The sequence below is a fragment of the Streptomyces sp. CB02400 genome, assembly GCF_001905725.1.
GTDB lineage: Bacteria > Actinomycetota > Actinomycetes > Streptomycetales > Streptomycetaceae > Streptomyces > Streptomyces atrovirens.
This window is the reverse complement of sequence record NZ_LIWB01000003.1, coordinates 427,360-447,122: the sequence shown is the minus strand read 5'-3', so window position 1 is coordinate 447,122 and position 19,763 is coordinate 427,360. Positions and strand designations below refer to the sequence as shown.

Annotated in this window: 17 protein-coding genes; 10 read left to right on the top strand and 7 right to left on the bottom strand. The window is 72.9% G+C overall.

Features of this window, described 5'->3' with window-relative positions; all coding sequences use genetic code 11:
* Positions 1-25 precede the first annotated feature (25 nt).
* From AMK33_RS10140 to AMK33_RS10110, 7 genes are all read left to right on the top strand, one after another.
* Positions 26-1,393: an FtsW/RodA/SpoVE family cell cycle protein gene (locus AMK33_RS10140; RefSeq protein ID WP_073932447.1), complete on the top strand. Its 1,368-nt coding sequence runs from the start codon at positions 26-28 to the stop codon at positions 1,391-1,393.
* Positions 1,390-2,847, top strand: coding sequence for a penicillin-binding transpeptidase domain-containing protein (locus tag AMK33_RS10135; RefSeq protein ID WP_073932446.1), 1,458 nt, complete (start codon positions 1,390-1,392; stop codon positions 2,845-2,847). Before AMK33_RS10140 ends, AMK33_RS10135 begins: the two co-directional genes overlap by 4 nt.
* Positions 2,848-2,913: 66 nt before the next feature.
* Positions 2,914-3,417: a DUF3291 domain-containing protein gene (locus tag AMK33_RS10130; protein WP_073932445.1), complete on the top strand. Its 504-nt coding sequence runs from the start codon at positions 2,914-2,916 to the stop codon at positions 3,415-3,417.
* A gap of 113 nt (positions 3,418-3,530) precedes the next feature.
* Entirely contained in the window at positions 3,531-4,469 is a 939-nt protein-coding gene (locus tag AMK33_RS10125) for an AurF N-oxygenase family protein (RefSeq protein ID WP_073932444.1), read from the top strand.
* Between the two features lie 170 nt (positions 4,470-4,639).
* Positions 4,640-5,293 carry a TetR/AcrR family transcriptional regulator gene (locus AMK33_RS10120; protein ID WP_073932443.1) on the top strand — a complete coding sequence of 218 codons (654 nt, stop codon included), beginning with the start codon at positions 4,640-4,642 and terminating at the stop codon, positions 5,291-5,293.
* Between the two features lie 28 nt (positions 5,294-5,321).
* Positions 5,322-5,636 carry a hypothetical protein gene (locus AMK33_RS10115; RefSeq protein ID WP_073932442.1) on the top strand — a complete coding sequence of 105 codons (315 nt, stop codon included), beginning with the start codon at positions 5,322-5,324 and terminating at the stop codon, positions 5,634-5,636.
* A 103-nt stretch (positions 5,637-5,739) separates the two neighbouring features.
* Entirely contained in the window at positions 5,740-6,900 is a 1,161-nt protein-coding gene (locus tag AMK33_RS10110) for a C40 family peptidase (protein ID WP_073932441.1), read from the top strand.
* Here the strand turns inward: AMK33_RS10110 and AMK33_RS10105 are convergent.
* The 5 genes from AMK33_RS10105 to AMK33_RS10085 are packed head-to-tail and all read right to left on the bottom strand — an operon-like array spanning position 6,864 to position 13,365.
* Complete coding sequence (locus AMK33_RS10105) at positions 6,864-8,126, bottom strand: styrene monooxygenase/indole monooxygenase family protein (protein ID WP_073932440.1); 1,263 nt, start codon at positions 8,124-8,126, stop codon at positions 6,864-6,866. The two genes, AMK33_RS10110 and AMK33_RS10105, sit on opposite strands and share 37 nt — an antisense overlap.
* 44 nt (positions 8,127-8,170) lie before the next feature.
* Positions 8,171-8,812, bottom strand: a complete 642-nt coding sequence (locus AMK33_RS10100; RefSeq protein ID WP_073932439.1) for a GTP-binding protein — start codon at positions 8,810-8,812, stop codon at positions 8,171-8,173.
* A complete protein-coding gene (locus tag AMK33_RS10095; protein WP_073932438.1) occupies positions 8,793-9,212 on the bottom strand; it encodes a DUF742 domain-containing protein in 420 nt (139 codons plus the stop codon). Before AMK33_RS10095 ends, AMK33_RS10100 begins: the two co-directional genes overlap by 20 nt.
* Positions 9,209-9,718 (bottom strand): roadblock/LC7 domain-containing protein, encoded by a 510-nt coding sequence (locus AMK33_RS10090; RefSeq protein ID WP_073932437.1) that lies wholly within the window; start codon positions 9,716-9,718, stop codon positions 9,209-9,211. The genes AMK33_RS10095 and AMK33_RS10090 overlap by 4 nt, the downstream gene beginning before the upstream one ends.
* Complete coding sequence (locus tag AMK33_RS10085; protein ID WP_235618032.1) at positions 9,715-13,365, bottom strand: sensor histidine kinase; 3,651 nt, start codon at positions 13,363-13,365, stop codon at positions 9,715-9,717. The genes AMK33_RS10090 and AMK33_RS10085 overlap by 4 nt, the downstream gene beginning before the upstream one ends.
* A 395-nt stretch (positions 13,366-13,760) precedes the next feature.
* On the opposite strand from AMK33_RS10085, the gene AMK33_RS10080 reads away from it, so the two are divergent.
* Positions 13,761-14,561, top strand: coding sequence for a protein phosphatase 2C domain-containing protein (locus AMK33_RS10080; RefSeq protein ID WP_073932435.1), 801 nt, complete (start codon positions 13,761-13,763; stop codon positions 14,559-14,561).
* Positions 14,562-14,572: 11 nt separating this feature from the next.
* On the opposite strand, the gene AMK33_RS10075 is transcribed toward AMK33_RS10080, so the two are convergent.
* Positions 14,573-15,067, bottom strand: coding sequence for a MarR family winged helix-turn-helix transcriptional regulator (locus AMK33_RS10075; RefSeq protein ID WP_073932434.1), 495 nt, complete (start codon positions 15,065-15,067; stop codon positions 14,573-14,575).
* A 262-nt stretch (positions 15,068-15,329) separates the two neighbouring features.
* Between AMK33_RS10075 and AMK33_RS10070 the strand changes: the two genes are divergently transcribed.
* Positions 15,330-16,154 carry a lysozyme gene (locus AMK33_RS10070; protein WP_073932433.1) on the top strand — a complete coding sequence of 275 codons (825 nt, stop codon included), beginning with the start codon at positions 15,330-15,332 and terminating at the stop codon, positions 16,152-16,154.
* Positions 16,155-16,396: 242 nt separating this feature from the next.
* Here AMK33_RS10070 and lon read toward each other — a convergent pair whose 3' ends face one another.
* Positions 16,397-18,811, bottom strand: coding sequence for an endopeptidase La (gene lon, locus AMK33_RS10065; RefSeq protein WP_073932432.1), 2,415 nt, complete (start codon positions 18,809-18,811; stop codon positions 16,397-16,399).
* Positions 18,812-18,962: 151 nt separating this feature from the next.
* Here lon and AMK33_RS10060 point away from each other — a divergent pair, with 151 nt between their 5' ends.
* Positions 18,963-19,667 (top strand): spermidine synthase, encoded by a 705-nt coding sequence (locus AMK33_RS10060; protein ID WP_073932431.1) that lies wholly within the window; start codon positions 18,963-18,965, stop codon positions 19,665-19,667.
* The last annotated feature ends 96 nt before the right edge of the window (positions 19,668-19,763 follow it).

Sequence of the window (19,763 nt, the reverse complement as noted above, 5' to 3'; positions counted from 1 at the left end):
CGCCCTATTTGGGTAAGTTCCGGACATGAGCAAGGCCGGTATCACCCTGGCGACGGCGGATCCGCCCGCGCCCACCGTCCGCCTCACCGGGCGCCGCGGCGTCGAACTCGCCCTGATCGTCCTGGCCGTCCTGCTGTCGGTGTACGGATACTGCGCCGTCGGCCTCGCCAGGAACGGCACCGTCCCGCCCGGCGCCGCCGGTTACGGCGCCGGGCTCGGCGTGCTCGCGCTGGTCGCCCATCTGGCGGTGCGCTGGCGCGCCCCGTGCGCCGACCCGGTGCTGCTCCCCATCGGGGTGCTGCTCAACGGCCTCGGCCTGGTGCTGATCTACCGGCTCGACCTGGAGACGCCGGGCGATCCGGCGGCCCCGACCCAGCTCATCTGGTCGACGCTGGGCGTGGCGCTGTTCATCATGGTCGTCCTGGTGCTGCGCGACCACCGGGTGCTCCAGAACTACACCTACGTCTGCGTCACCGTCGCGCTGGTCCTGCTGACGGTCCCGATCCTCTTCCCCGCGGTGAACGGGGCCCGGATCTGGATCCGGGTCGCCGGATTCTCCATCCAGCCCGGCGAGTTCGCGAAGGTGCTGCTGGCGGTCTTCTTCGCCGCCTACCTCGCCGCGAACCGGGGCGCCCTCACCTACGCCGGCCGCCGCGTCCGGTGGCTGCGGCTGCGGCTGCCCACCGGGCGGGTGCTCGGCCCGATCGTCGCCGTCTGGCTGGTCAGTGTGGGCGTACTGGTGCTGGAGCGGGACCTCGGCACCTCGCTGCTGTTCTTCGGTCTGTTCGTGGTCCTGCTGTACGTCGCCACCGGCCGCACGGGCTGGATCGCGGTGGGGCTGCTGCTGGCCTCGCTGGGGGCGGTGGCGGTGGGCCGGCTGGAGCCGCACGTGCACCACAGGATCGAGACCTGGCTGCATCCGTTCGGCTCCATCGAGGCGGGCGAGGGCCCGAACCAGATCGCCCAGTCCCTGTTCGCCTTCGCGGAGGGCGGGACGCTCGGCACCGGGCTCGGGCTCGGGCACTCGGTGCTCATCGGCTTCGCGGTCAAGTCCGACTTCATCCTGGCGACGGCCGGTGAGGAGCTGGGCCTGGCCGGGCTGTCCGCGATCTTCCTGCTCTACGGGCTGCTGGTGGAGCGCGGCTACCGGGCGGGGCTGGCCCTGCGCGACCCCTTCGGACGGCTGCTCGCGGTGGGGCTCGCCTCGCTCGTGGCGCTCCAGGTGTTCGTGATCGCGGGCGGGGTGACCGGGCTGATCCCGCTGACCGGGATGGCGATGCCGTTCCTGGCGCAGGGCGGCTCGTCGGTGGTGACCAACTGGGCGATCGTGGCGCTGCTGGTCCGGCTGAGCGACTCCGCGCGGCGGCAGGGCGGCGGGGGTGCGCCCCGGTGACCCGGCACATCCGGCACGCGGCGCTGTTCTGCGCCCTGCTGCTGGTGGCACTGCTGGTGAACGCCACCCGTGTGCAGGTCCTGCACGCCGAGGACTACGAGACCAACCCGGCCAACCGCCGGGACACCATCGCCCGCTACCAGCAGCCGCGCGGCGACATCCTGGTCGACGGGCGGCCGGTCACCGGCTCACGGGACACCGGGGAGCACCTGCGCTACGAACGGACTTACCGCGACGGACCGTTGTACGCCCCGGTGACCGGCTTCGCCTCGCAGGAGTACGGCACGACACTGCTGGAGCACACGGAGGACGGGCTGCTGTCCGGGGCCGCCCCGGTGCTCGCGCCGCTGCCGCTGTGGAACGAGTTCACGCGCGGTCGCAACGCGGGCGGTCACGTCGTGACGACGATCGACCCGGCGGCGCAGCGGGCGGCGTACGAGGGGCTGCGCTCGCGGAAGGGCGCGGTGGCGGCGGTGGAGCCGTCGACCGGCCGGATTCTGGCGCTGGTGTCGGTCCCGTCGTACGACCCCGCGCTGCTGTCCGGGAACGGCGCGGTGGCGCGGGACGCCTGGGCGCGGCTGAACGCCGATCCGGACCGGCCGATGCTGAACCGGGCGGTGCGGCGGACGTATCCGCCGGGTTCGACGTTCAAGGTGGTCACCGCGGCGGCGGCGCTGGACGCCGGGGTGGTGAGGAACCTGGACAGGCCGACCGACTCCCCCGACCCGTACATCCTGCCGGGGACGAGGACCCGGCTGACCAACGGGTCCGAGGGGTGCGAGGACGCCTCGGTGCGGGAGGCGTTCGTCTGGTCCTGCAACACGGTGTTCGCCAAGCTGGGGGTGACCACGGGGGTGGAGAGGATGAGGGCGACGGCCGAGGCCTTCGGTTTCAACGACCCGGACGTACGGATCCCGTTCCGGGTGGCGCGCAGCACCTTCGACACCACGGTGGACCGGGCGCAGCTCGCGCTGTCGTCGATCGGGCAGTACAACACCCGGGCGACGCCCCTGCAGATGGCGATGGTCGCGGCGGCCGTGGCGGGCGGCGGGCAGGTGCGGGAGCCGTATCTGGTGGAGCGGACCACGCGGGCGGGCGGCAGCACGGTGTCGACGGCGGGGTCCCGTCCGGTACGGCGGGCCATGTACCCGGCGACGGCGACGCGGCTGCGGGAGCTGATGCGGGGTGTGGTGGAGGACGGCACCGGCACGAAGGCCGCGATCCCCGGTGCGATCGTGGGCGGCAAGACCGGTACCGCCCAGCACGGGCTGGGCAACTCCGGTACGCCGTACGCCTGGTTCATCTCCTGGGCGCGGGGCGGTGCGGACATGGAGGCGAAGGTGGCGGTCGCGGTGGTGGTCGAGGACGCGGCGGCGAACCGGCGGGAGATCAGCGGCGGCGGGACGGCGGCGCCGATCGCGCGGGCGGTGATGGAGGCGGTATTGAACTCGTAGGCGAGGAGGCCCACTTGATGAGACGGGGGTGCCGGAGCGGCACGTTCCCGACCTAACGTTCGGTACATGACCGACACCGCGTACGAACTCGCCCAGGTGAACATCGCCCGCCTCAAGGCTCCGCTGGACTCCCCGCAGTTGAAGGACTTCGTCGACGGTCTCGACCCGGTGAACGCGGACGCCGACGCCGCCGACGGCTTCGTCTGGCGCCTGCAGAGCGACGGGGGCGACGCGACGGACATCGCCGTCTTCGGCGACTCCTGGCTGATCGTCAACATGTCGGTGTGGCGGGACACCGACGCCCTGACGGCGTTCATGTACCAGGGCCGCCACCGGGAGATGCTGGCGCGGCGCAGGGAGTGGTTCGAGCGCGTCGAGGAGGCGATGGTCACCATGTGGTGGGTCCCGAAGGGCCACCGCCCCACGGTCGCGGAGGCGGAATCCCGCCTCCTCCACCTGCGCACCAACGGCCCGACCCCGTACGCCTTCACCCTGCGCACGTCGTTCCCGCCGGGCGGTGCGGAGCCGCTGGCCGGCGAGGTGCCGGAGGGGCTGGGCTGCCCGGCCTGACGGCCGGCGATCGTCGACAAGTCGTGCGCGAGGGATTGACGGGCTTGCTGACAGGCAGTCTCATAAGTGGGTGACCCGCCGGTAACCCGAGACGCCCCCGAGGTGGAACCGTCATGACGACCCTGTCGGAAGCCGACGCGCTCGATGGTCTGCGGGACGCGCTCGGGCTGCTCAAGGACCGGGAGCAGGTGGCCCAGCGGCTGCTCGAGTCGTCCGCCAGGCACTCCTTCGACCCGGACAAGGAGCTGGACTGGGAGGCGCCCTTCGAGGAGGGCAAGTGGTTCTGGCCGCCGGAGCTGGTGTCGCTGTACGGCACCCCGATGTGGAAGCGGATGAGCGAGGAGCAGCGCCTCCTGCTCTCGCAGCACGAGGCCGCCGCGCTCGCCTCCCTCGGCATCTGGTTCGAGCTGATCCTGATGCAGCTCCTGGTCCGGCACATCTACGACAAGTCCGCCACCAGCGCGCACGTGCGGTACGCCCTCACCGAGATCGAGGACGAGTGCCGGCACTCCAAGATGTTCGCCCGCGTGATCTCGCGCGGCGGTACGCCCTGGTACCCGGTGAGCCGCGTCCACCAGAACCTCGGCCGGCTCTTCAAGACGGTCTCCACCACCCCCGGCTCCTTCACCGCGACCCTGCTCGGCGAGGAGGTCCTGGACTGGATGCAGCGGCTGACCTTCCCGGACGAGCGGGTCCAGCCGCTGATCCGCGGCGTCACGCGCATCCACGTCGTCGAGGAGGCCCGGCACGTGCGCTACGCCCGTGAGGAGCTGCGGCGCCAGATGGTGACCGCGCCGAAGTGGTCGCAGGAGTTCACCCGGGTCACCTCCGGAGAGTTCGCCCGGGTGTTCTCCGTGGCCTTCGTGAACCCCGAGGTCTACACGAACGTCGGCCTGGACCGGCGCGCGGCCGTCGCCCAGGTCAAGGCGAGCGCCCACCGCCGGGACGTGATGCAACAGGGCTCGAAGCGGCTCACGGACTTCCTGGACGACATCGGCGTGCTGCGCGGCGTCGGACGGAAGCTCTGGCGGTCGTCGGGACTGCTCGCGTAGACGGGCGCCCGCACCCGACCACCACACCCCCCGGACGGCTCACCGCCACGCGGCGCAGCCGCACATCGAGCACAGCCTGGACGACATCGGCGTGCTGCGCGGCGTCGGACGGAAGCTCTGGCGGTCGTCGGGGCTGCTCGCGTGGACGGACGGACGGATACCCTGCGGGCATGACCTCGCAGGCCCCCACCCCCGCCTACCGGCGGCTCAGTGTCGAGGAACGCCGCAGCCAGCTGCTCGAGGCCGCGCTCTCCCTCTTCGCCCACCGCGCCCCGGAGGACGTCTCCCTGGACGACGTGGCGGAGGCGGCCGGCGTGTCGCGTCCCCTGGTGTACCGGTACTTCCCGGGCGGCAAGCAGCAGCTCTACGAGGCCGCCCTCCGCTCCGCCGCCGACGAGCTGCGGCACTGCTTCGACGAACCGCACGAGGGCCCGCTGCTGCCCCGGCTGTCCCGCGCCCTCGACCGCTACCTCGCCTTCGTCGACCAGCACGACACCGGGTTCAGCGCGCTGCTCCAGGGCGGGAGCGTCGTGGAGACCTCCCGTACGACCGCCATAGTGGACGGCGTACGGCGGGCCGCCGCCGAGCACGTCCTCACCCATCTCGGGGTCGCCGAGCCCGGACGCCGGCTCCGGATGACGATCCGGATGTGGATCACCGCCGTGGAGGCGGCCTCGCTGATCTGGCTCGACGAGGACAAACAGCCGCCCCTGGACGAACTGCGGGACTGGCTCGTGGAGCAGTTCGTGGCGGTGCTGGCGGTGACCGCGCGGCGCGACGCGCAGGCCGACGCACTGGTGCGGGAGCTGGCCGCGGACCTCTGACGGCCCGCGCATCGCCGACACTGGGGGCGTGAAGAGCGAAGACACCCCGTTCGAGGGCGGGCCCATGGACGGGCGCGTGCTGCCCGTGCTGCTGGGCATCACCGGGCACCCGCCGAAGACGTACCGCATCCCCGTCCCGGCCCCGGACGGCGGCCCGCCCACCGTGCTGGTCTACCGGCGGGTGCCCCGGGCGCGGAGCGCGCGGACCGGGCTGACGCGGGGCTGGAAGTACCTGTACGACCCCACGGGGCGGGCCGGCGACGGCCGGAAGTGGCCGTGGTCGAGGCCCGCGCCCGATCCAGACGCCACGCCGAAGGGCAAGCCGGACGACGCCGACGGGTGACCGGGTTGCGCCGAACCGCGCACGCTCGGCGAGCGGACCGCGGACACCCGTCTGATGCTCGCGATGCGGAGCGGACGAGCCGCCCCGCGTCGGAGGTGATGGAGTGTCAGGAAAGTTGCTGCGTCTGGTGTGTACGGCGGTACTGGCGGCCGGGGCCGTCCTCGCGCCCGTGCCCGCGGTGGCCGTCCCGGAACCGGGCGGCGCCGGAGCCGGCTCCGGCGAGCGTTCCGTCTCCGAGCTGCTGACGGAGCTTCAGACCCTGTACCGGGAGGCCGAGAAGGCCACCGAGACCTACAACGCCACCGAGGAACGGCTGAAGAGGCAGCGCGCCGAGACCGAGCGGCTGGAGAGGGCCCTCGCCCGCACCCGGCTCTCCCTGCGCGACAGCCGGGGCGCGGCCGGACTGCTGGCCCGCCGGCAGTACCAGAGCGTCACCGGCCTCTCCCCCTACCTACGGCTGCTGCTGGCGCGCGATCCGCAGCGCGCGCTCGACCAGGGGCATGTTATCGGGCGGCTGGCGCGGGAGCGGGCGGAAACGGTGGGCCGGCTGACCGGCGACGAGAAGGAGGCCGACGCGCTGGCCCGCCGGGCGCGCAAGGCCCTCGACGCCCGGCTCGCCCTCACCGAGCGGCGCGGGAAGGAGCGGGACGAGGTCCGCGAACGGCTCCGCGCGGTCGAGGAGCTCCTCGCCTCGCTCACCGCCGAGCAGCTCGCCGCGCTGGCCGAGCTGGAGCGGGGCAACACGGCCGAGGCGCAGGAGGAGTTGGTGGCCTCCGGCGCGCTGGGCAGCGGCGGCACTCCTCCCTCGGCGGCGGGCGAACGGGCCGTGCGGTACGCCGTGGAGCAGCTCGGGAAGCCGTACGAGTGGGGCGCGGAGGGGCCCGACACGTACGACTGCTCGGGGCTGACCTCCGAGGCGTGGGGCGCCGCCGGGACGCCGGTCCCCCGGACCAGCCAGGAGCAGTGGGCGCGGCTGGAGCGGGTGCCGCTGGACGAGCTGCGGCCGGGTGACCTCGTCGTGTACTTCCCGGAGGCCACGCACGTCGCCCTCTACCTCGGCGACGGCATGGTGGTGCAGGCGCCCCGCCCCGGCGCGCGGATCAAGGTCTCCCCGATCGCGGCCAACCCGGTGCTGGGCGCCGTACGCCCCGACCCGGACGGGGAGCCCGTACGGCGGTACGTGCCGCCGGAGCTCCCCGACGGGGCGATGGAGGGACCTGACGAGGGTTACGCGCCGGCCGCGCCCGAGACCTCCATCAGGTAGCCCTCGGCCTTCTTCGGGTCGTAGAAGAAGTTCTCGAAGTCGGCCGGGTCGTCGAAGCCGTTGGCGAAGCGGTCGGCGACGGGCTGGAGCTGTCCGGCGGCGCCGAGGAGGTTCAGGATGTGCTCCGGCGGCGGGGCGAGCATGGCGTTCGTCCACTTGGTGACGTGCTGGGCCGTCTCCCAGTAGCGGTCGAAGGTCCCCTGCATCCAGGTCTCGTCGAACTCCTTCTCGCCGTGCTCCAGGATCGAGGCGAGGTAGGAGGCGGCGCACTTGGAGGCGGAGTTGGAGCCCTGGCCGGTGATCGGGTCGTTGGCGACGACCACGTCGGCCACGCCGAGGACGAGGCCGCCGGAGGGCAGCCGGCCGATCGGGTTGCGGACGGTGGGGGCGTAGCGGCCGGCGAGGGTGCCGCCGGCGTCGGTCAGTTCGACCTTGGTGGCCCGCGCGTACTCCCAGGGCAGGAACTTCTCCATGAGTTCCAGGGTCAGGGAGAGGTGTTCCGAGGGGTCCTTGACGTCCTTGAAGGCGTCCAGCGGACCGCCGGGTATGCCCTCCCAGAACAGGATGTCGGCGCGGCCCGAGGTGGTGAGGGTCGGCATGACGAACATCTCGCCGACACCGGGGACCAGGTTGCAGCGGACGGCTTCCGTGTCCGGGTGCTCCGGGCGCGGGCCGAGGCCGTGGACGTAGGCGACGGCCAGGGCGCGCTGCGGCTCGCTGTACGGGGAGCGCTCCGGGTCGCGGGCGAACATCTGCACGAGCTCGCCCTTGCCCGCCGAGACGAGCACGAGGTCGTACGTACGGGAGAAGTAGTCGAGGTCGCCGACCGCCGCGCCGTGGATGACGAGCTGGCCGCCGCGCTGGGCGAAGGTCTCCATCCAGCCGGCCATCTTCACCCGCTGGTCCACCGACTGTGCGAACCCGTCGAGCCTGCCCAGCCAGTCGATCGCGCGCTGCGAGGGGCCCGGGTCGAAGGAGCCGGGGGCCGCGACCGAGACGCCGAGTCCCTCGATCTTCGGGGCCTGGGACTCCCAGAAGTTGAGCTGGAGGTCGCGCTCGTGCTGGAGTGCCGTGTGGAACATGCACTGCGTCGACATGACCCGTCCGGTACGGATCTCGTCGGCGGTCCGGTTGGACATCAGGGTGACCTCGTACCCGTGCGACTGGAGGCCGAGGGCGAGCTGGAGACCGGACTGGCCGGCTCCGACGACGAGTATCTTCCGCATACGGGGGACGCTCCTAAGAGGGCTGCTCGGGGATGACTCGGGGGTCACTCGGGGGTTTCGTCGAGCGCGTGGCCCACGAGGGACAAGAGGGTCTCGATGACCGAGATCCGGCGGCGCGCATCCATGATCATTACGGGTATGTGCGCGGGGATCGTCAACGCCTCCCGCACGTCCTCGGCGTCGAACCGCTCACTGCCGTCGAAGTGGTTGACCGCGACGACGTACGGCAGCCCGCAGCTCTCGAAGTAGTCCAGCGCCGGCCAGCAGTCCTTCAGGCGACGGGTGTCGGCCATCACGACGGCACCGATCGCGCCGCGCACCAGGTCGTCCCACATGAACCAGAACCGCTGCTGGCCCGGCGTGCCGAACAGGTAGAGCACCAGGTCGTCGTCGAGCGTGATGCGGCCGAAGTCCATGGCCACGGTGGTGGTCAGCTTGCCGGGCGTGGCGGTGAGGTCGTCGGTGCCCTCGCTCGCCTCGGTCATCAGCGCCTCGGTCTGCAGGGGCGTGATCTCCGAGACGGAGGTGACCAGCGTGGTCTTGCCGACGGCGAAACCGCCCGCCACCACTATCTTCGTGGCGACGGGCGCGCGGGTGCGGTCCGTCTGCCAGGGCAGCAGCGGCTCGTCGCCCTCTTCCGTGAGCGGGGAGACGCCGTGAGCGACGTCAGAGACGACGGAGTCCACTCAGCACCCTTTCCAGCAGCGCGCGGTCCGGGCGGCCCGTGCCGTGGCCGGTTCCCGTTCCGTAGACACGGATCTTTCCCTGGTCCGCGAGGTCGCTGAGGAGGACGCGGACCACGCCGAGCGGCATCCTCAGCAGCGCGGCGATCTCGGCCACCGTTCGCATACGGCGGCACAGTTCGACGATGGCCCGCATCTCCGGCATGCCCCGGAAGCCGGACGGGCTGTTCGACAACTCCTTGCGCTCTCCCGCGGCTTCGAGCGCGGCGGTGGCGCCTACGAACGTCTCGACGAGCAGGACGTGGCCGAAGCGGGTGCGGCCGCCGGTGAGCGAGTAGGGACGGACCCGGGCGGGTCTGCGATCGCCGCCGCGGACCGGAAGGTGTTTCCTGGACCTGCTCATCGGCGACTCCCGGTGGACTCGTCGGTCTCCAGGGACTGGCGCAGCTCGCTGCGGAGCTCCGGGGTCAGGACATGGCCGGCGCGGCCGACGAACAGGGCCATGTGGTACGCCACCACGCTCATGTCGCAGTCCGCGGAGCCGTGCACGCCGAGCAGGGAGCCGTCGCTGATGGACATCACGAACAGGCTGCCCTCGTCCATCGCCACCATCGTGTGCTTGACCGGACCGAAGTCCATCAGCTTCGAGGCACCGACGGTCAGACTGCCGATGCCGGAGACGACGGTGGCCAGGTCGGCGGCGGAGCCGCGGGGGCCGGTGCGTCTCGCGCTCCGCGCGTCGCGGGCCTCGGTGTTCCGGGAGTCGTCGGACGACAGCAGGAGCAGGCCGTCTGAGGAGACCACCGCGACGGAGAGGATGCCGGGCACCTCCTCGACGAGGTTGCTCAACAGCCAGTGCAGGTTGCGGGCCTCACTGCTCAGTCCGACAGTACTGGGCGACGCGGTCAACTGCTTGCCTCCTCGACTGTGCCCCCCGTGGTCTCTTCGGATGTGCCGGCCGGACCGGACGGCGCCTGGTGGCCACCGGTCCGCTCGGCGAGTTCCGCCTCGACGTCCCTGCGCCCGGCGTCCGCCCCCCGGCGGAAACCGCCGAGCCGGCGACGCAGGGCCTCGGCGTCCACGGCCCCGGTACGCGGGCGCGGGGCCGCGACGGGCGCGGTGATCCTGGGCGTGCGCTTGGGCAGCCCCTTGGCCGTGACCGGTTCCTCGGCTCCGTCCCCGTCCCCGTCCCCGTCGGCGACACGCGCGTGCTCCGTGTCACCACCGCCCGCGGCGACCGGCCGCCGCGGAAGCGGTGCGGTGTTTTCGGCGTCGGCTACGGGGTCGCCCTCGGGGGCGCCGCCCGCTGCGGGGCGGACCTCGGGGCCGGCGCCGACTCCGGGCCGGGCCTCGGACCCGACGCTGGTCCCGGCGCCGACTCCGGCTCCGACGCTGGTCCCGGCTCCGGGGCGAGTCTCGGGCCCGGCGCCGACTCCGGGCCGGGCCTCGGGCCCGAGGCCCGGCCCGGCGTAGCTCTTGGGCCCGGCGTCCGCGCCGGGTACGTCCCTGTGGGAGGCGGCCGGGTAAGCGGCGTCCTCCGGGGCCTCGCCGACCGGTCGGCTCGCGGCACCGGACGGGGACTCCTCGTCTCCGGCCGTGTGACCGGCGCCCGGGCGGACGGCGTCGTCCGCACCCCCGCCGAACGGCTGCGCAGCAGCGCCCGCGGCATCGCTTCCGCCCGCGTGACCCGCCCCCGGGCGAACGCTCTCGCCCTCCGGTCGGCCGACGGCGTCGGTACCGGTTTCGGCTGCCGCTCCGGCACCGGCTTCGGCGGTGTTGCCGGTCTCGGCTCCCCGGGCGCCGGGAACGGCCGTGCGGTCGGCGTCGGCGCCGTGGTCCCGGGCGGCCTCCGGCGAGGGCGCCGGCACGTCGGCCGCCTCCGGCTGCACCGGGATCAGCAGCTCCATCGTGACCTCGGCGGGCCGCTCGACCGGCGCGTCGCCGCCCTCATGCCCCGCGAGATCACTCGCGGACTCGTCCCCGTGGCCGGGTGCGGACTCCTCCGCCTCCCCGGCAGGGGCCTCCGCCTCCGTCTCCGCCGGATCGTCGCCACCGTCCGGCTGGGCATCCTCCGCAGTGGCCTGCGCGGACTGCCGGGCCAGGTTCCCCGCAGGGACTGGCGAGGACTCGTCCGCGCCATCCGCTACCGGCGACTCCACACCACCCGATACGGCATCCCCCGCACGAGCCTGCGCGGACTGCCCGGCCGAGCCCCCCGCAGGGGTCTCCGCAGGGCCCCGCGAGGACCCACCCGCGTCGCCCGCCGCCGGCGACTCCGTCGGCTCGCCCGGTGTCTCGCCACCGGGCGAGCCCTGGTGGCGTACCGCCTTCTCCGCCAGGGCGACCAGCGGGTCGTCCTGCTCCGTGCGGCCGTGGAGGACGTTGGAGTTGGCCTCGGCGTCGGCGCCCGGGAGGGCGTACGCGGCGCCGGTGACGGAGGCGGGGACCGCTCCGGGGGTGGCGGGTGCCAGCAGGGGGTCGGGGAGGACGACGACCGCGGCGATGCCGCCCTGCTTCTGCTCGCGCAGCCGGACCCGCACCCCGTGCCGGTGGGCGAGCCGGGCCACGACGTACAGGCCGAGCCCGAGACCGTCCTCGGCCTCCGCGTCGTACGTGACCTCCGGGTCGAAGTCGGACAGCCGGGAGTTGAGCCGCTCCAGCCGCTCCCCGGTCATGCCGATGCCCTCGTCCTGGACGGAGAGCATGACCTCGCCGTTCTCCAGCAGCCAGCCGGAGACCTCGACGGGCAGGTCGGGCGGGGAGAACGAGGTGGCGTTCTCCATGAGCTCGGCCAGCAGGTGGGACAGGTCGTCCGCGGCGAACCCGGCGATGTGCGCGTGCGGCGGCAGCGCGGCGATCCGGACCCGCTCGTACCGCTCGATCTCGCTGACCGCGGCCCGTACGACGTCCACCAGCGGAACCGGGCCCGCCGTGTGCCGGCCCTGCTCGGTGCCGGCGAGGACGAGGAGGTTCTCGCTGTGCCGGCGCATGACCGTGGCGAAGTGGTCCAGCTTGAAGAGGGTGGCCAGCCGGTCCGGGTCGTCCTCGCGCTCCTCCAGCCCCTCGATGACGCCGAGCTGACGCTCGACCAGTCCGAGGGTGCGCAGGGCGAGGTTGACGAACGTACCGCCGATGCCGGCGCGCAGCCGCTCCAGGTGGGCGGCGGACTCGGCGAGTTCGGTGCGCAGTTCCTCGCGGGCGTCGGCCATCTTCTGCCGCTGGCCCACGAGGTGCTTGCGGTCGGCCTCCAGTGTGGCGATCCGCTCGGCGAGGGCGGCGGCGTGCGCGTGCAGGGCGTTGACGGAGCGGACGACCTGGGCGAACTCGTCGTTGCGGCCGGTGAAGGCGACCGGCTCCTGGCCGGTGGGGTCCTCCGCCTCGGCGAGGCGGGCGGAGCCCCGGCGCAGCACCGACAGCGGGCGCGTCAGGGTGCGGGCCATCGCCGTGGCGATGCCGATCGCGAGCAGCATCAGGACGCCGAGGGCGGCGATCCGGATCTCCAGCGCGGTGACGTCGTCGTCGCGGAGCTGGGCGAGGTCCTTGGTGCGCTGGTCGAAGAGCGCGGACTCGACGCCGCGCATCGTGTCGATCCGCGCGGTGAGCGCGGCCCGCAGCTTCTTGACGCTGGTGTCGAGATCGTCGTCGGAGAGCGTGGGCTCGTCGGTGAGGCGTGCCAGGTACTTCTCCGCGGTCTCGACCTCGGGGCCGGTGACCGTGGAGTCGTAGGAGCCGCGGGCGGTCCTGGGCGCGGTCTCGCGGAAGTCGGCGAGGGCCGCGTCGGAGCGCAGCCGGGCCTGGAGCGCGGCGGCGGTCAGCGCGTCGCGCCGCTTCGTGTCGGCGTCCGAGGAGCTGGTGACGGTGGACGGCAGGCCGGTGATCGGGTCGATCACGGTCTGGGTGGTGGTCGGTACGTTCAGCGCGGCGAGCAGCAGTCCGCGGGTGGCGGCGGCCTGCTGGACGGCGGAGTCCAGCTCGGTGAGCGCGTAGGCTCCGGAGCCGGCGCGGGGCGGGATCTGCTCCGCGAGCTGTTCGGCGAGCCGGTGCAGTCGCGTGATGGCGGTGGAGTACGCCTGATGCGCTTCGAGAGCGCTGCTCTTGCCCGTGAGCGCCGCTCTGCGCACGGTGGCGACGGCGTCGAGGCCGTCGCGCAGCTCCTGCGGCATGTCGGTGTCGGTGCGCAGCTCCTCGACCTGCCGGTCGACGCGGGCGCTGTGCTCCTCGGAGGGCGCCTTCGACTCGGGGCGGCCAGCCGCGATGTAGGGGACGACCTCGTCGCGCTCGTCGGCGAGGGAGTGCGCCAGGGTGAGGGCGTCCTGGGTCTGCTCGGCGAGCGTCACCAGGTCCTGCGAGTCCTTGAGCTGCCCGGAGGCCGTGAGTACGGAGGGTGCCCCGGCCGCGGCGATCGCGGCGGCCACCACGGCCACGGCGACGATGAGCCGGTTGCGTACATGGGTGGGGCGACCCCTGCCGACGGTGGGCTTCTGCTCCGCGTCCCCCGTGGGGGCCGTCTGCTTGCCTGTGCGACGAGGCCGCGACTTCTGCACCGGTGCTCGCATTCCTGACTCGTGTACCCGTGGATCCGGGTGACGCTCCGTCAACGGGTGCGGGCGTTCACCCCGAGCTCTTGACCGTGCTCGGACAGCGAGGCGCCCCCATCGCTCCCCGACCCTCCCAGTGAGCGTGGACAGTGGATGCGCATCACCTGACCCGCCACTCGAAGGAGTGAACCCCGGAGGTGAGTTGAGGGGCAAGTTCCGCCGGCTCCCGCAGCGGCCCCGCGCGGCACGCCGGTTGGACGTCTGCGGCGGGCGGTGGCAATATTCGCCGCCACGTCTTCCCGGAGCACTGTATTCCCTCCCAAACCAGGCGCCTGACCTGCGCGGCTGCGCGGATCCGGCGACCGGCGAGGGCCTTTCGCGACCCTCGTGAAGGGGTCGTGCAGACTGGCGGGATGCGTACGGAGCTTGTTTCGGAGCCCGGTGATCCCGGCCGCCCCAACGAGGACTTCGCGAGCGTCGGGCTTCCGGCCTCCGGACAGGGCGGTTCGCTCGTGGTGCTGGACGGGGTCACGCCACCGGGGGACGGCGGCGGATGCCTGCATTCCGTGCCCTGGTTCACCGCGCGGCTGGGCGGGGCGCTGACCGAACTGACCGTTTCCCTCCCGGATGTTCCGCTGGCCGAGCTGCTCTCCCGCGCCCTCGCGCGTACCGCTGCCGACCACGCGGCAACCTGTGACCTTTCTCACCCCCGTACGCCGCAGGCGACCGTGGTGCTGGCCCGCTGGTCACCGGCCTCGGTGGACTACCTGGTGCTGTCCGACTCGGCCCTGCTCGTCGAGTCCCCCGACGGGGCGGTCACCCCGTTCCTGGACGACCGGCTGGACCGGCTGCCCCGCTCGGCCCTGGCCTCCCACACCCTGGTGGACACCACGCTGCGCAACAAGGAGGGCGGCTTCTTCACGGCGGCGGCGGATCCCTCGGTGGCCTCCCGCGCGGTCACCGGTTCGCTGCCGCGCGACGGGGTGCGCGCCCTGGCCGCCCTGACGGACGGCGCGGCGCGCTGGGTGGAGAGGTTCCACGAGGGCGACTGGGCGGACTGCCTCACCCTGGTCCGCAAGGAGGGCGCCCGGTCCCTGGTGGAGCGCGTACGGGCCCTGGAGCGGGCGGACGCGGACCGGGTACCGCCGCGCCGCGGCAAGACGCACGACGACGCGACGGTGGTGTACGCCGAGCTGTCACCCCGTTGGCGGTAGCCCGTACGGGGTCACTTCTCCATGCCCCGGTTGAGCTGGTTCAGCAGCCGGGCGAGTTCCGTGACCTCGTCGGGGTCCCAGTCGGCGAGCCGGCCGGCGTAGCGCGCGCGGCGGGCCTCGCGGACCCTGCGGACCCGTTCGTGGCCCTCCCGCGTGAGGGCGATCAGCCAGGCGCGGCCGTCGGCGGGGTCCGGCTCGCGGGCGACGAGGCCGAGCTGCTCCAGCGCGCGAAGCTGGCGCGACATCGTCGCCTTGCCGACGCCGATGTAGGCGGCGAGCTCGGTGGCCCGCTGCCGGCCGCACTCATCCAGACGGACCAGCAGCCCGTACGCGGACGGCTCCAGGTCGGGATGGACCGCGCGGGCCATCTCCCCCTGGCTGGCCCGGGCACGCCGCAGCAGCACCGTCAACTCGCGTTCCAGCGCGAGGAATCCCGGCTGGTCCACACCCGGCGCGGGCTCCGGGGAGGCGGCGCGCTCTTCGCCGCGGTGTCCTTGTTCGTGCACGTCTGCCCCTGCTTCGGTTTTCCGGTTCTGAAAGTTTCCCGCCAAGTGGCGACGTCGCCGCAGCTCCACCAGTATTTCGCAGGCGTAGACCAACGGCGGCCGGGGGCACCTCCCACGCCTTCCGGACAGTGGGGGAGGACGCCCGCCCCCGTCGTGGTCCACGTGCGCAGTCTCCTTACCGGAGGATTGCGTGGCATACCCACCACATGGGACATGGGTCACATTCCGGGTTCACCCCACACCGACCTTTCGGAGATGCGTCATGCCTGTGCACAGATCCGGCCTCCTCCGCATACGCGCGCTCGCGACCGCCGGCGCGGTCCTGCTCGCGGTGCTCTCCCTCCCCCGCCCGGCCGCCGCGGCCGGATCCGCCCCCACCGCGCCTCCGCGCGGCTCCGCCCACATGGGCATGGGCGTCGCCGCCCACGACGGCAGCGGCGGCCTCCCCACCGTCCGCTCCACCCGGACGGAGGGCGTGGACGTCTCCAGCCACCAGGGCGACGTCGCCTGGACGACCCTGTGGAACAGCGGGGTCCGCTGGGCCTACGCCAAGGCCACGGAGGGGACGTACTACACCAACCCGTACCACCCGCAGCAGTACGACGGCTCGTACGACGTCGGCATGGTCCGCGGCGCCTACCACTTCGGCACGCCCGACACGGCGAGCGGCGCCGCCCAGGCCGACTACTTCGTCAACCGCGGCGGCGGCTGGTCGGCGGACGGGCGGACCCTGCCGGGCGTGCTCGACATCGAGTGGAACCCGTACGGCGACGCCTGCTACGGCAAGTCGCAGAGCGCGATGGTGAGCTGGATCCGCGACTTCCTGGACCAGTACCGGTACCGCACCGGCCGGGACGCCGTCATCTACACGGCCACCAGCTGGTGGAAGCAGTGCACCGGCAACTACGCCGGCTTCGCCGCCACCACTCCGCTGTGGATCGCCCGGTACGCCTCCACCGTGGGCGAACTGCCCGCGGGCTGGAGCACGTACACGATGTGGCAGTACACCTCGACCGGCCCGACCGTCGGGGACCACGACCTCTTCAACGGCACCCTGGACCGGGTGCGGACCTTCGCCCTGGGCTGACCCGGCCGGTCCCTGCCGGGCGGCACGGAAGCCGTCGGCGAATCCGGCGGCAGGACGCCGAGGGGAGCGGATCTCCCACCGGAACGGCCCGCCTGCGGCGCGTCGCCGGGAGATCCGCTCCCGTCGTGGCTCCAGGGCCCGCGTCCGGGAGTGGTCTGCGGATTCGCCGACAGCGGCCGGGCGCGGTGAAGGCCCGGGCCTCCCTCACGGGACCCGGGCCTTCCCTCATCCGGCCGCGTCCGTCACGCCGCGACCGGAACCTCCGGCACCGCCCCGTTCGTCGCGGGCGACAGCGCCAGTTCCAGGACCTGGCGGACGTCGGTGACGGCGTGGACGTCGAGCTTGTCCAGCACCTCCGCCGGGACGTCGTCCAGGTCGGGCTCGTTGCGCTTGGGGATGATGACGGTGGTGATCCCCGCGCGGTGCGCGGCGAGCAGCTTCTGCTTCACCCCGCCGATCGGCAGCACCCGCCCGGTCAGCGAGACCTCACCGGTCATCGCCACGTCGGTGCGGACCAGCCGGCCGGAGAGCAGCGAGGCCAGGGCGGTGGTCATGGTGACGCCCGCGCTCGGGCCGTCCTTGGGCACCGCGCCCGCCGGGAAGTGGATGTGCGCGCCCCGGTCCTTCAGGTCGCCCACCGGCAGTTCCAGTTCGGCGCCGTGGCTGCGCAGGAAGCTCAGCGCGATCTGCGCGGACTCCTTCATCACGTCACCGAGCTGGCCGGTCAGGGTCAACCCCGCCGCGCCCGTCTCCGGGTCGGCCAGGGACGCCTCCACGTAGAGGACGTCTCCGCCGGCGCCGGTCACCGCGAGCCCGGTGGCGACACCGGGGACGGCGGTACGGCGCTCGGCCGGGTCCTGGGCGGACTCGGGCACGTGGTGCGGCCGGCCGATCAGGCCCCGCAGATCGTCCCCGGTCACGGTGAAGGGCAGCTTCCGCTCACCCAGTTCATGCTGGGCTGCGACCTTGCGCAGCAGCCGCGCGATGGACCGCTCCAGGGTGCGCACGCCCGCCTCGCGCGTGTACTCGCCGGCCAGCTTGCGCAGCGCGCCCTCGTCGAGCGTCACCTCGTCCTCGGCCAGTCCGGCGCGCTCGAGCTGGCGCGGGAGCAGGTGGTCGCGGGCGATGACGACCTTCTCGTCCTCGGTGTAGCCGTCGAGGCGGACCAGCTCCATGCGGTCGAGCAGGGCCTCCGGGATGGCCTCCAGGACGTTGGCCGTCGCGAGGAAGACCACGTCGGACAGGTCGAGCTCGACCTCCAGGTAGTGGTCCCGGAAGGTGTGGTTCTGCGCCGGGTCGAGGACTTCGAGCAGGGCCGCGGCCGGGTCGCCCCGGAAGTCGGAGCCCACCTTGTCGATCTCGTCGAGGAGCACGACCGGGTTCATCGACCCGGCCTCCTTGATCGCCCGCACGATCCGGCCGGGCAGGGCACCGACGTACGTACGGCGGTGGCCGCGGATCTCGGCCTCGTCGCGGACGCCGCCGAGGGCGACGCGGACGAACTTGCGGCCCATCGCGTGGGCGACGGACTCGCCGAGGGACGTCTTGCCGACGCCGGGCGGACCCACCAGGGCCAGCACGGCACCGCCGCGCCGTCCGCCGACGACGCCCAGGCCCCGGTCGCTGCGCCGCTTGCGCACCGCCAGGTACTCGGTGATCCGCTCCTTCACGTCCTCCAGGCCCGCGTGCTCGGCGTCGAGGACCGCCTGGGCGCCCTGGATGTCGTACGCGTCCTCGGTGCGCTCGCTCCACGGCATCTCCAGGACCGTGTCGAGCCAGGTGCGGATCCAGGAGCCCTCGGGCGACTGGTCGGAGGAGCGCTCCAGCTTGTCGACCTCCTTGAGCGCGGCCTCACGGACCTTCTCCGGCAGGTCGGCGGCCTCGACGCGGGCCCGGTAGTCGTCGGACTCCTCGCCCTCCTGCTCGCCGTTGAGCTCGCGCAGCTCCTTGCGTACGGCTTCGAGCTGGCGGCGCAGCAGGAACTCGCGCTGCTGCTTGTCGACGCCCTCCTGGACGTCCTTGGCGATGGTCTCGGCGACGTCCTGCTCGGCGAGGTGGTCGCGCAGCTGCTGCGTGGCGAGCTTCAGGCGGGCCACCGGGTCGGTGGTCTCCAGCAGGGCGGTCTTCTGCTCGGTGGTCAGGAACGGCGAGTAGCCGGAGTTGTCGGCGAGCGCGGAGACGTCGTCGATGGCCTGGACCCGGTCGACGACCTGCCAGGCGCCACGCTTGCGCAGCCAGGCGGTGGCGAGCGCCTTGTACTCCTTGACCAGCTCGGTCACGTGCCCCGGCAGCGGCTCGGGCACGCTCTCGTCGATGCGGGTGCCCTCCACCCACAGCGCCGCGCCCGGCCCGGTGGTCCCGGCGCCGATGCGCACGCGGCCCCGGCCGCGGATCAGGGCGCCGGGATCGCCGTCGGCCAGCCGGCCGACCTGCTCGACCGTGCCCAGCACGCCGGTGCCGGCGTAGGTCCCGTCGACGCGTGGCACCAGGAGCACCTTGGGCTTTCCCGGTGCGGTGCGGGCGGCGGCCTGGGCGGCCTCCACCGCGGCGCGCACCTCGGAATCGCTCAGGTCCAGCGGAACCACCATCCCGGGCAGCACGACCTCGTCGTCGAGCGGCAACACAGGCAGGGCGAGCGGTGTGGACTCAGCAGCCATGATCTCCCCTTCGGCAGTCAAGTTGAGCTATGCCGACTCAATGCTTGTGAGCCGCCGAATGTTCCCGGAGTCGCGTTCGCTCTGAGCGATCACCGTTCCGGGGCGCCGAAGCCCCTGACCGCCGCGGAAAGGGAGCTGTCAGGATGAACGCATGTCCACCCCGTACGACATTCCCGAACCCCCCGAAGTCCTGGACCGCCGCGAGGGCCCGTACGGCGAGGTCGTGCTGCGCAGACACGGTGACCTGCTGCAGATCATCGCCAACGGCTGCTTCCTGATGGACACCTCCGACGGCCGTTCGGAGCGGCGGCTCGTCGACGCCGCCCTGGCCGCCCTCGACGCCCGCGCGGGGCACAGACCGGGGACCGGCCCGCACGTCCTGATCGGCGGCCTCGGGGTCGGCTTCTCGCTCGCACACGCCACCGGGCAGCCCCGCTGGGGACGGATCGCCGTGGTGGAACGCGAACCGGCGATCATCGAGTGGCACCGCGCGGGACCGCTGTCCGGGCTCTCCGCGCGGGCCCTCGCCGACCCGCGTACGGAGATCGTCGAGGCGGACCTCGTCCGTTACCTCGATGAGACATCGGACACGTTCGACGCGCTCTGCCTCGACATCGACAACGGGCCCGACTGGACCGTCACCGAGGACAACGACGGGCTCTACTCGGCGGCCGGACTGGCCGCCTGCGCAAGGGTGTTGAGGCCGGGCGGGGTACTCGCCGTATGGTCGGCGAAGCCGTCCCCGGAATTCGAGGGAACCTTGCGGAATGCCGGGTTCCAACAGGTGCGTACCGAAGAGATCCCCGTTGCCCGGGGCGTTCCGGACGTCGTGCACCTCGGCGTCCGCCCTGGATAGCAAAGCCGCGGTGAATCCCCGTACGCTGCTGCCCTGACGCGGTCATTCAAGCGTCAATCGCAGTGATGCGCAGACGACGGATCACCCCACGGATTC

Excerpts from the sequence above, each read along its gene's own strand:
- AMK33_RS10080 (WP_073932435.1), top strand. The coding sequence starts at position 13,761 with ATGCGTACGGAGCTTGTTTCGGAGCCCGGTGATCCCGGCCGCCCCAAC.
- AMK33_RS10140 (WP_073932447.1), top strand. The coding sequence starts at position 26 with ATGAGCAAGGCCGGTATCACCCTGGCGACGGCGGATCCGCCCGCGCCC.
- lon (WP_073932432.1), bottom strand. The coding sequence starts at position 18,811 with ATGGCTGCTGAGTCCACACCGCTCGCCCTGCCTGTGTTGCCGCTCGAC.
- AMK33_RS10095 (WP_073932438.1), bottom strand. The coding sequence starts at position 9,212 with ATGAGCAGGTCCAGGAAACACCTTCCGGTCCGCGGCGGCGATCGCAGA.
- AMK33_RS10125 (WP_073932444.1), top strand. The coding sequence starts at position 3,531 with ATGACGACCCTGTCGGAAGCCGACGCGCTCGATGGTCTGCGGGACGCG.
- AMK33_RS10070 (WP_073932433.1), top strand. The coding sequence starts at position 15,330 with ATGCCTGTGCACAGATCCGGCCTCCTCCGCATACGCGCGCTCGCGACC.
- AMK33_RS10120 (WP_073932443.1), top strand. The coding sequence starts at position 4,640 with ATGACCTCGCAGGCCCCCACCCCCGCCTACCGGCGGCTCAGTGTCGAG.
- AMK33_RS10085 (WP_235618032.1), bottom strand. The coding sequence starts at position 13,365 with ATGCGAGCACCGGTGCAGAAGTCGCGGCCTCGTCGCACAGGCAAGCAG.
- AMK33_RS10105 (WP_073932440.1), bottom strand. The coding sequence starts at position 8,126 with ATGCGGAAGATACTCGTCGTCGGAGCCGGCCAGTCCGGTCTCCAGCTC.
- AMK33_RS10060 (WP_073932431.1), top strand. The coding sequence starts at position 18,963 with ATGTCCACCCCGTACGACATTCCCGAACCCCCCGAAGTCCTGGACCGC.
- AMK33_RS10130 (WP_073932445.1), top strand. The coding sequence starts at position 2,914 with ATGACCGACACCGCGTACGAACTCGCCCAGGTGAACATCGCCCGCCTC.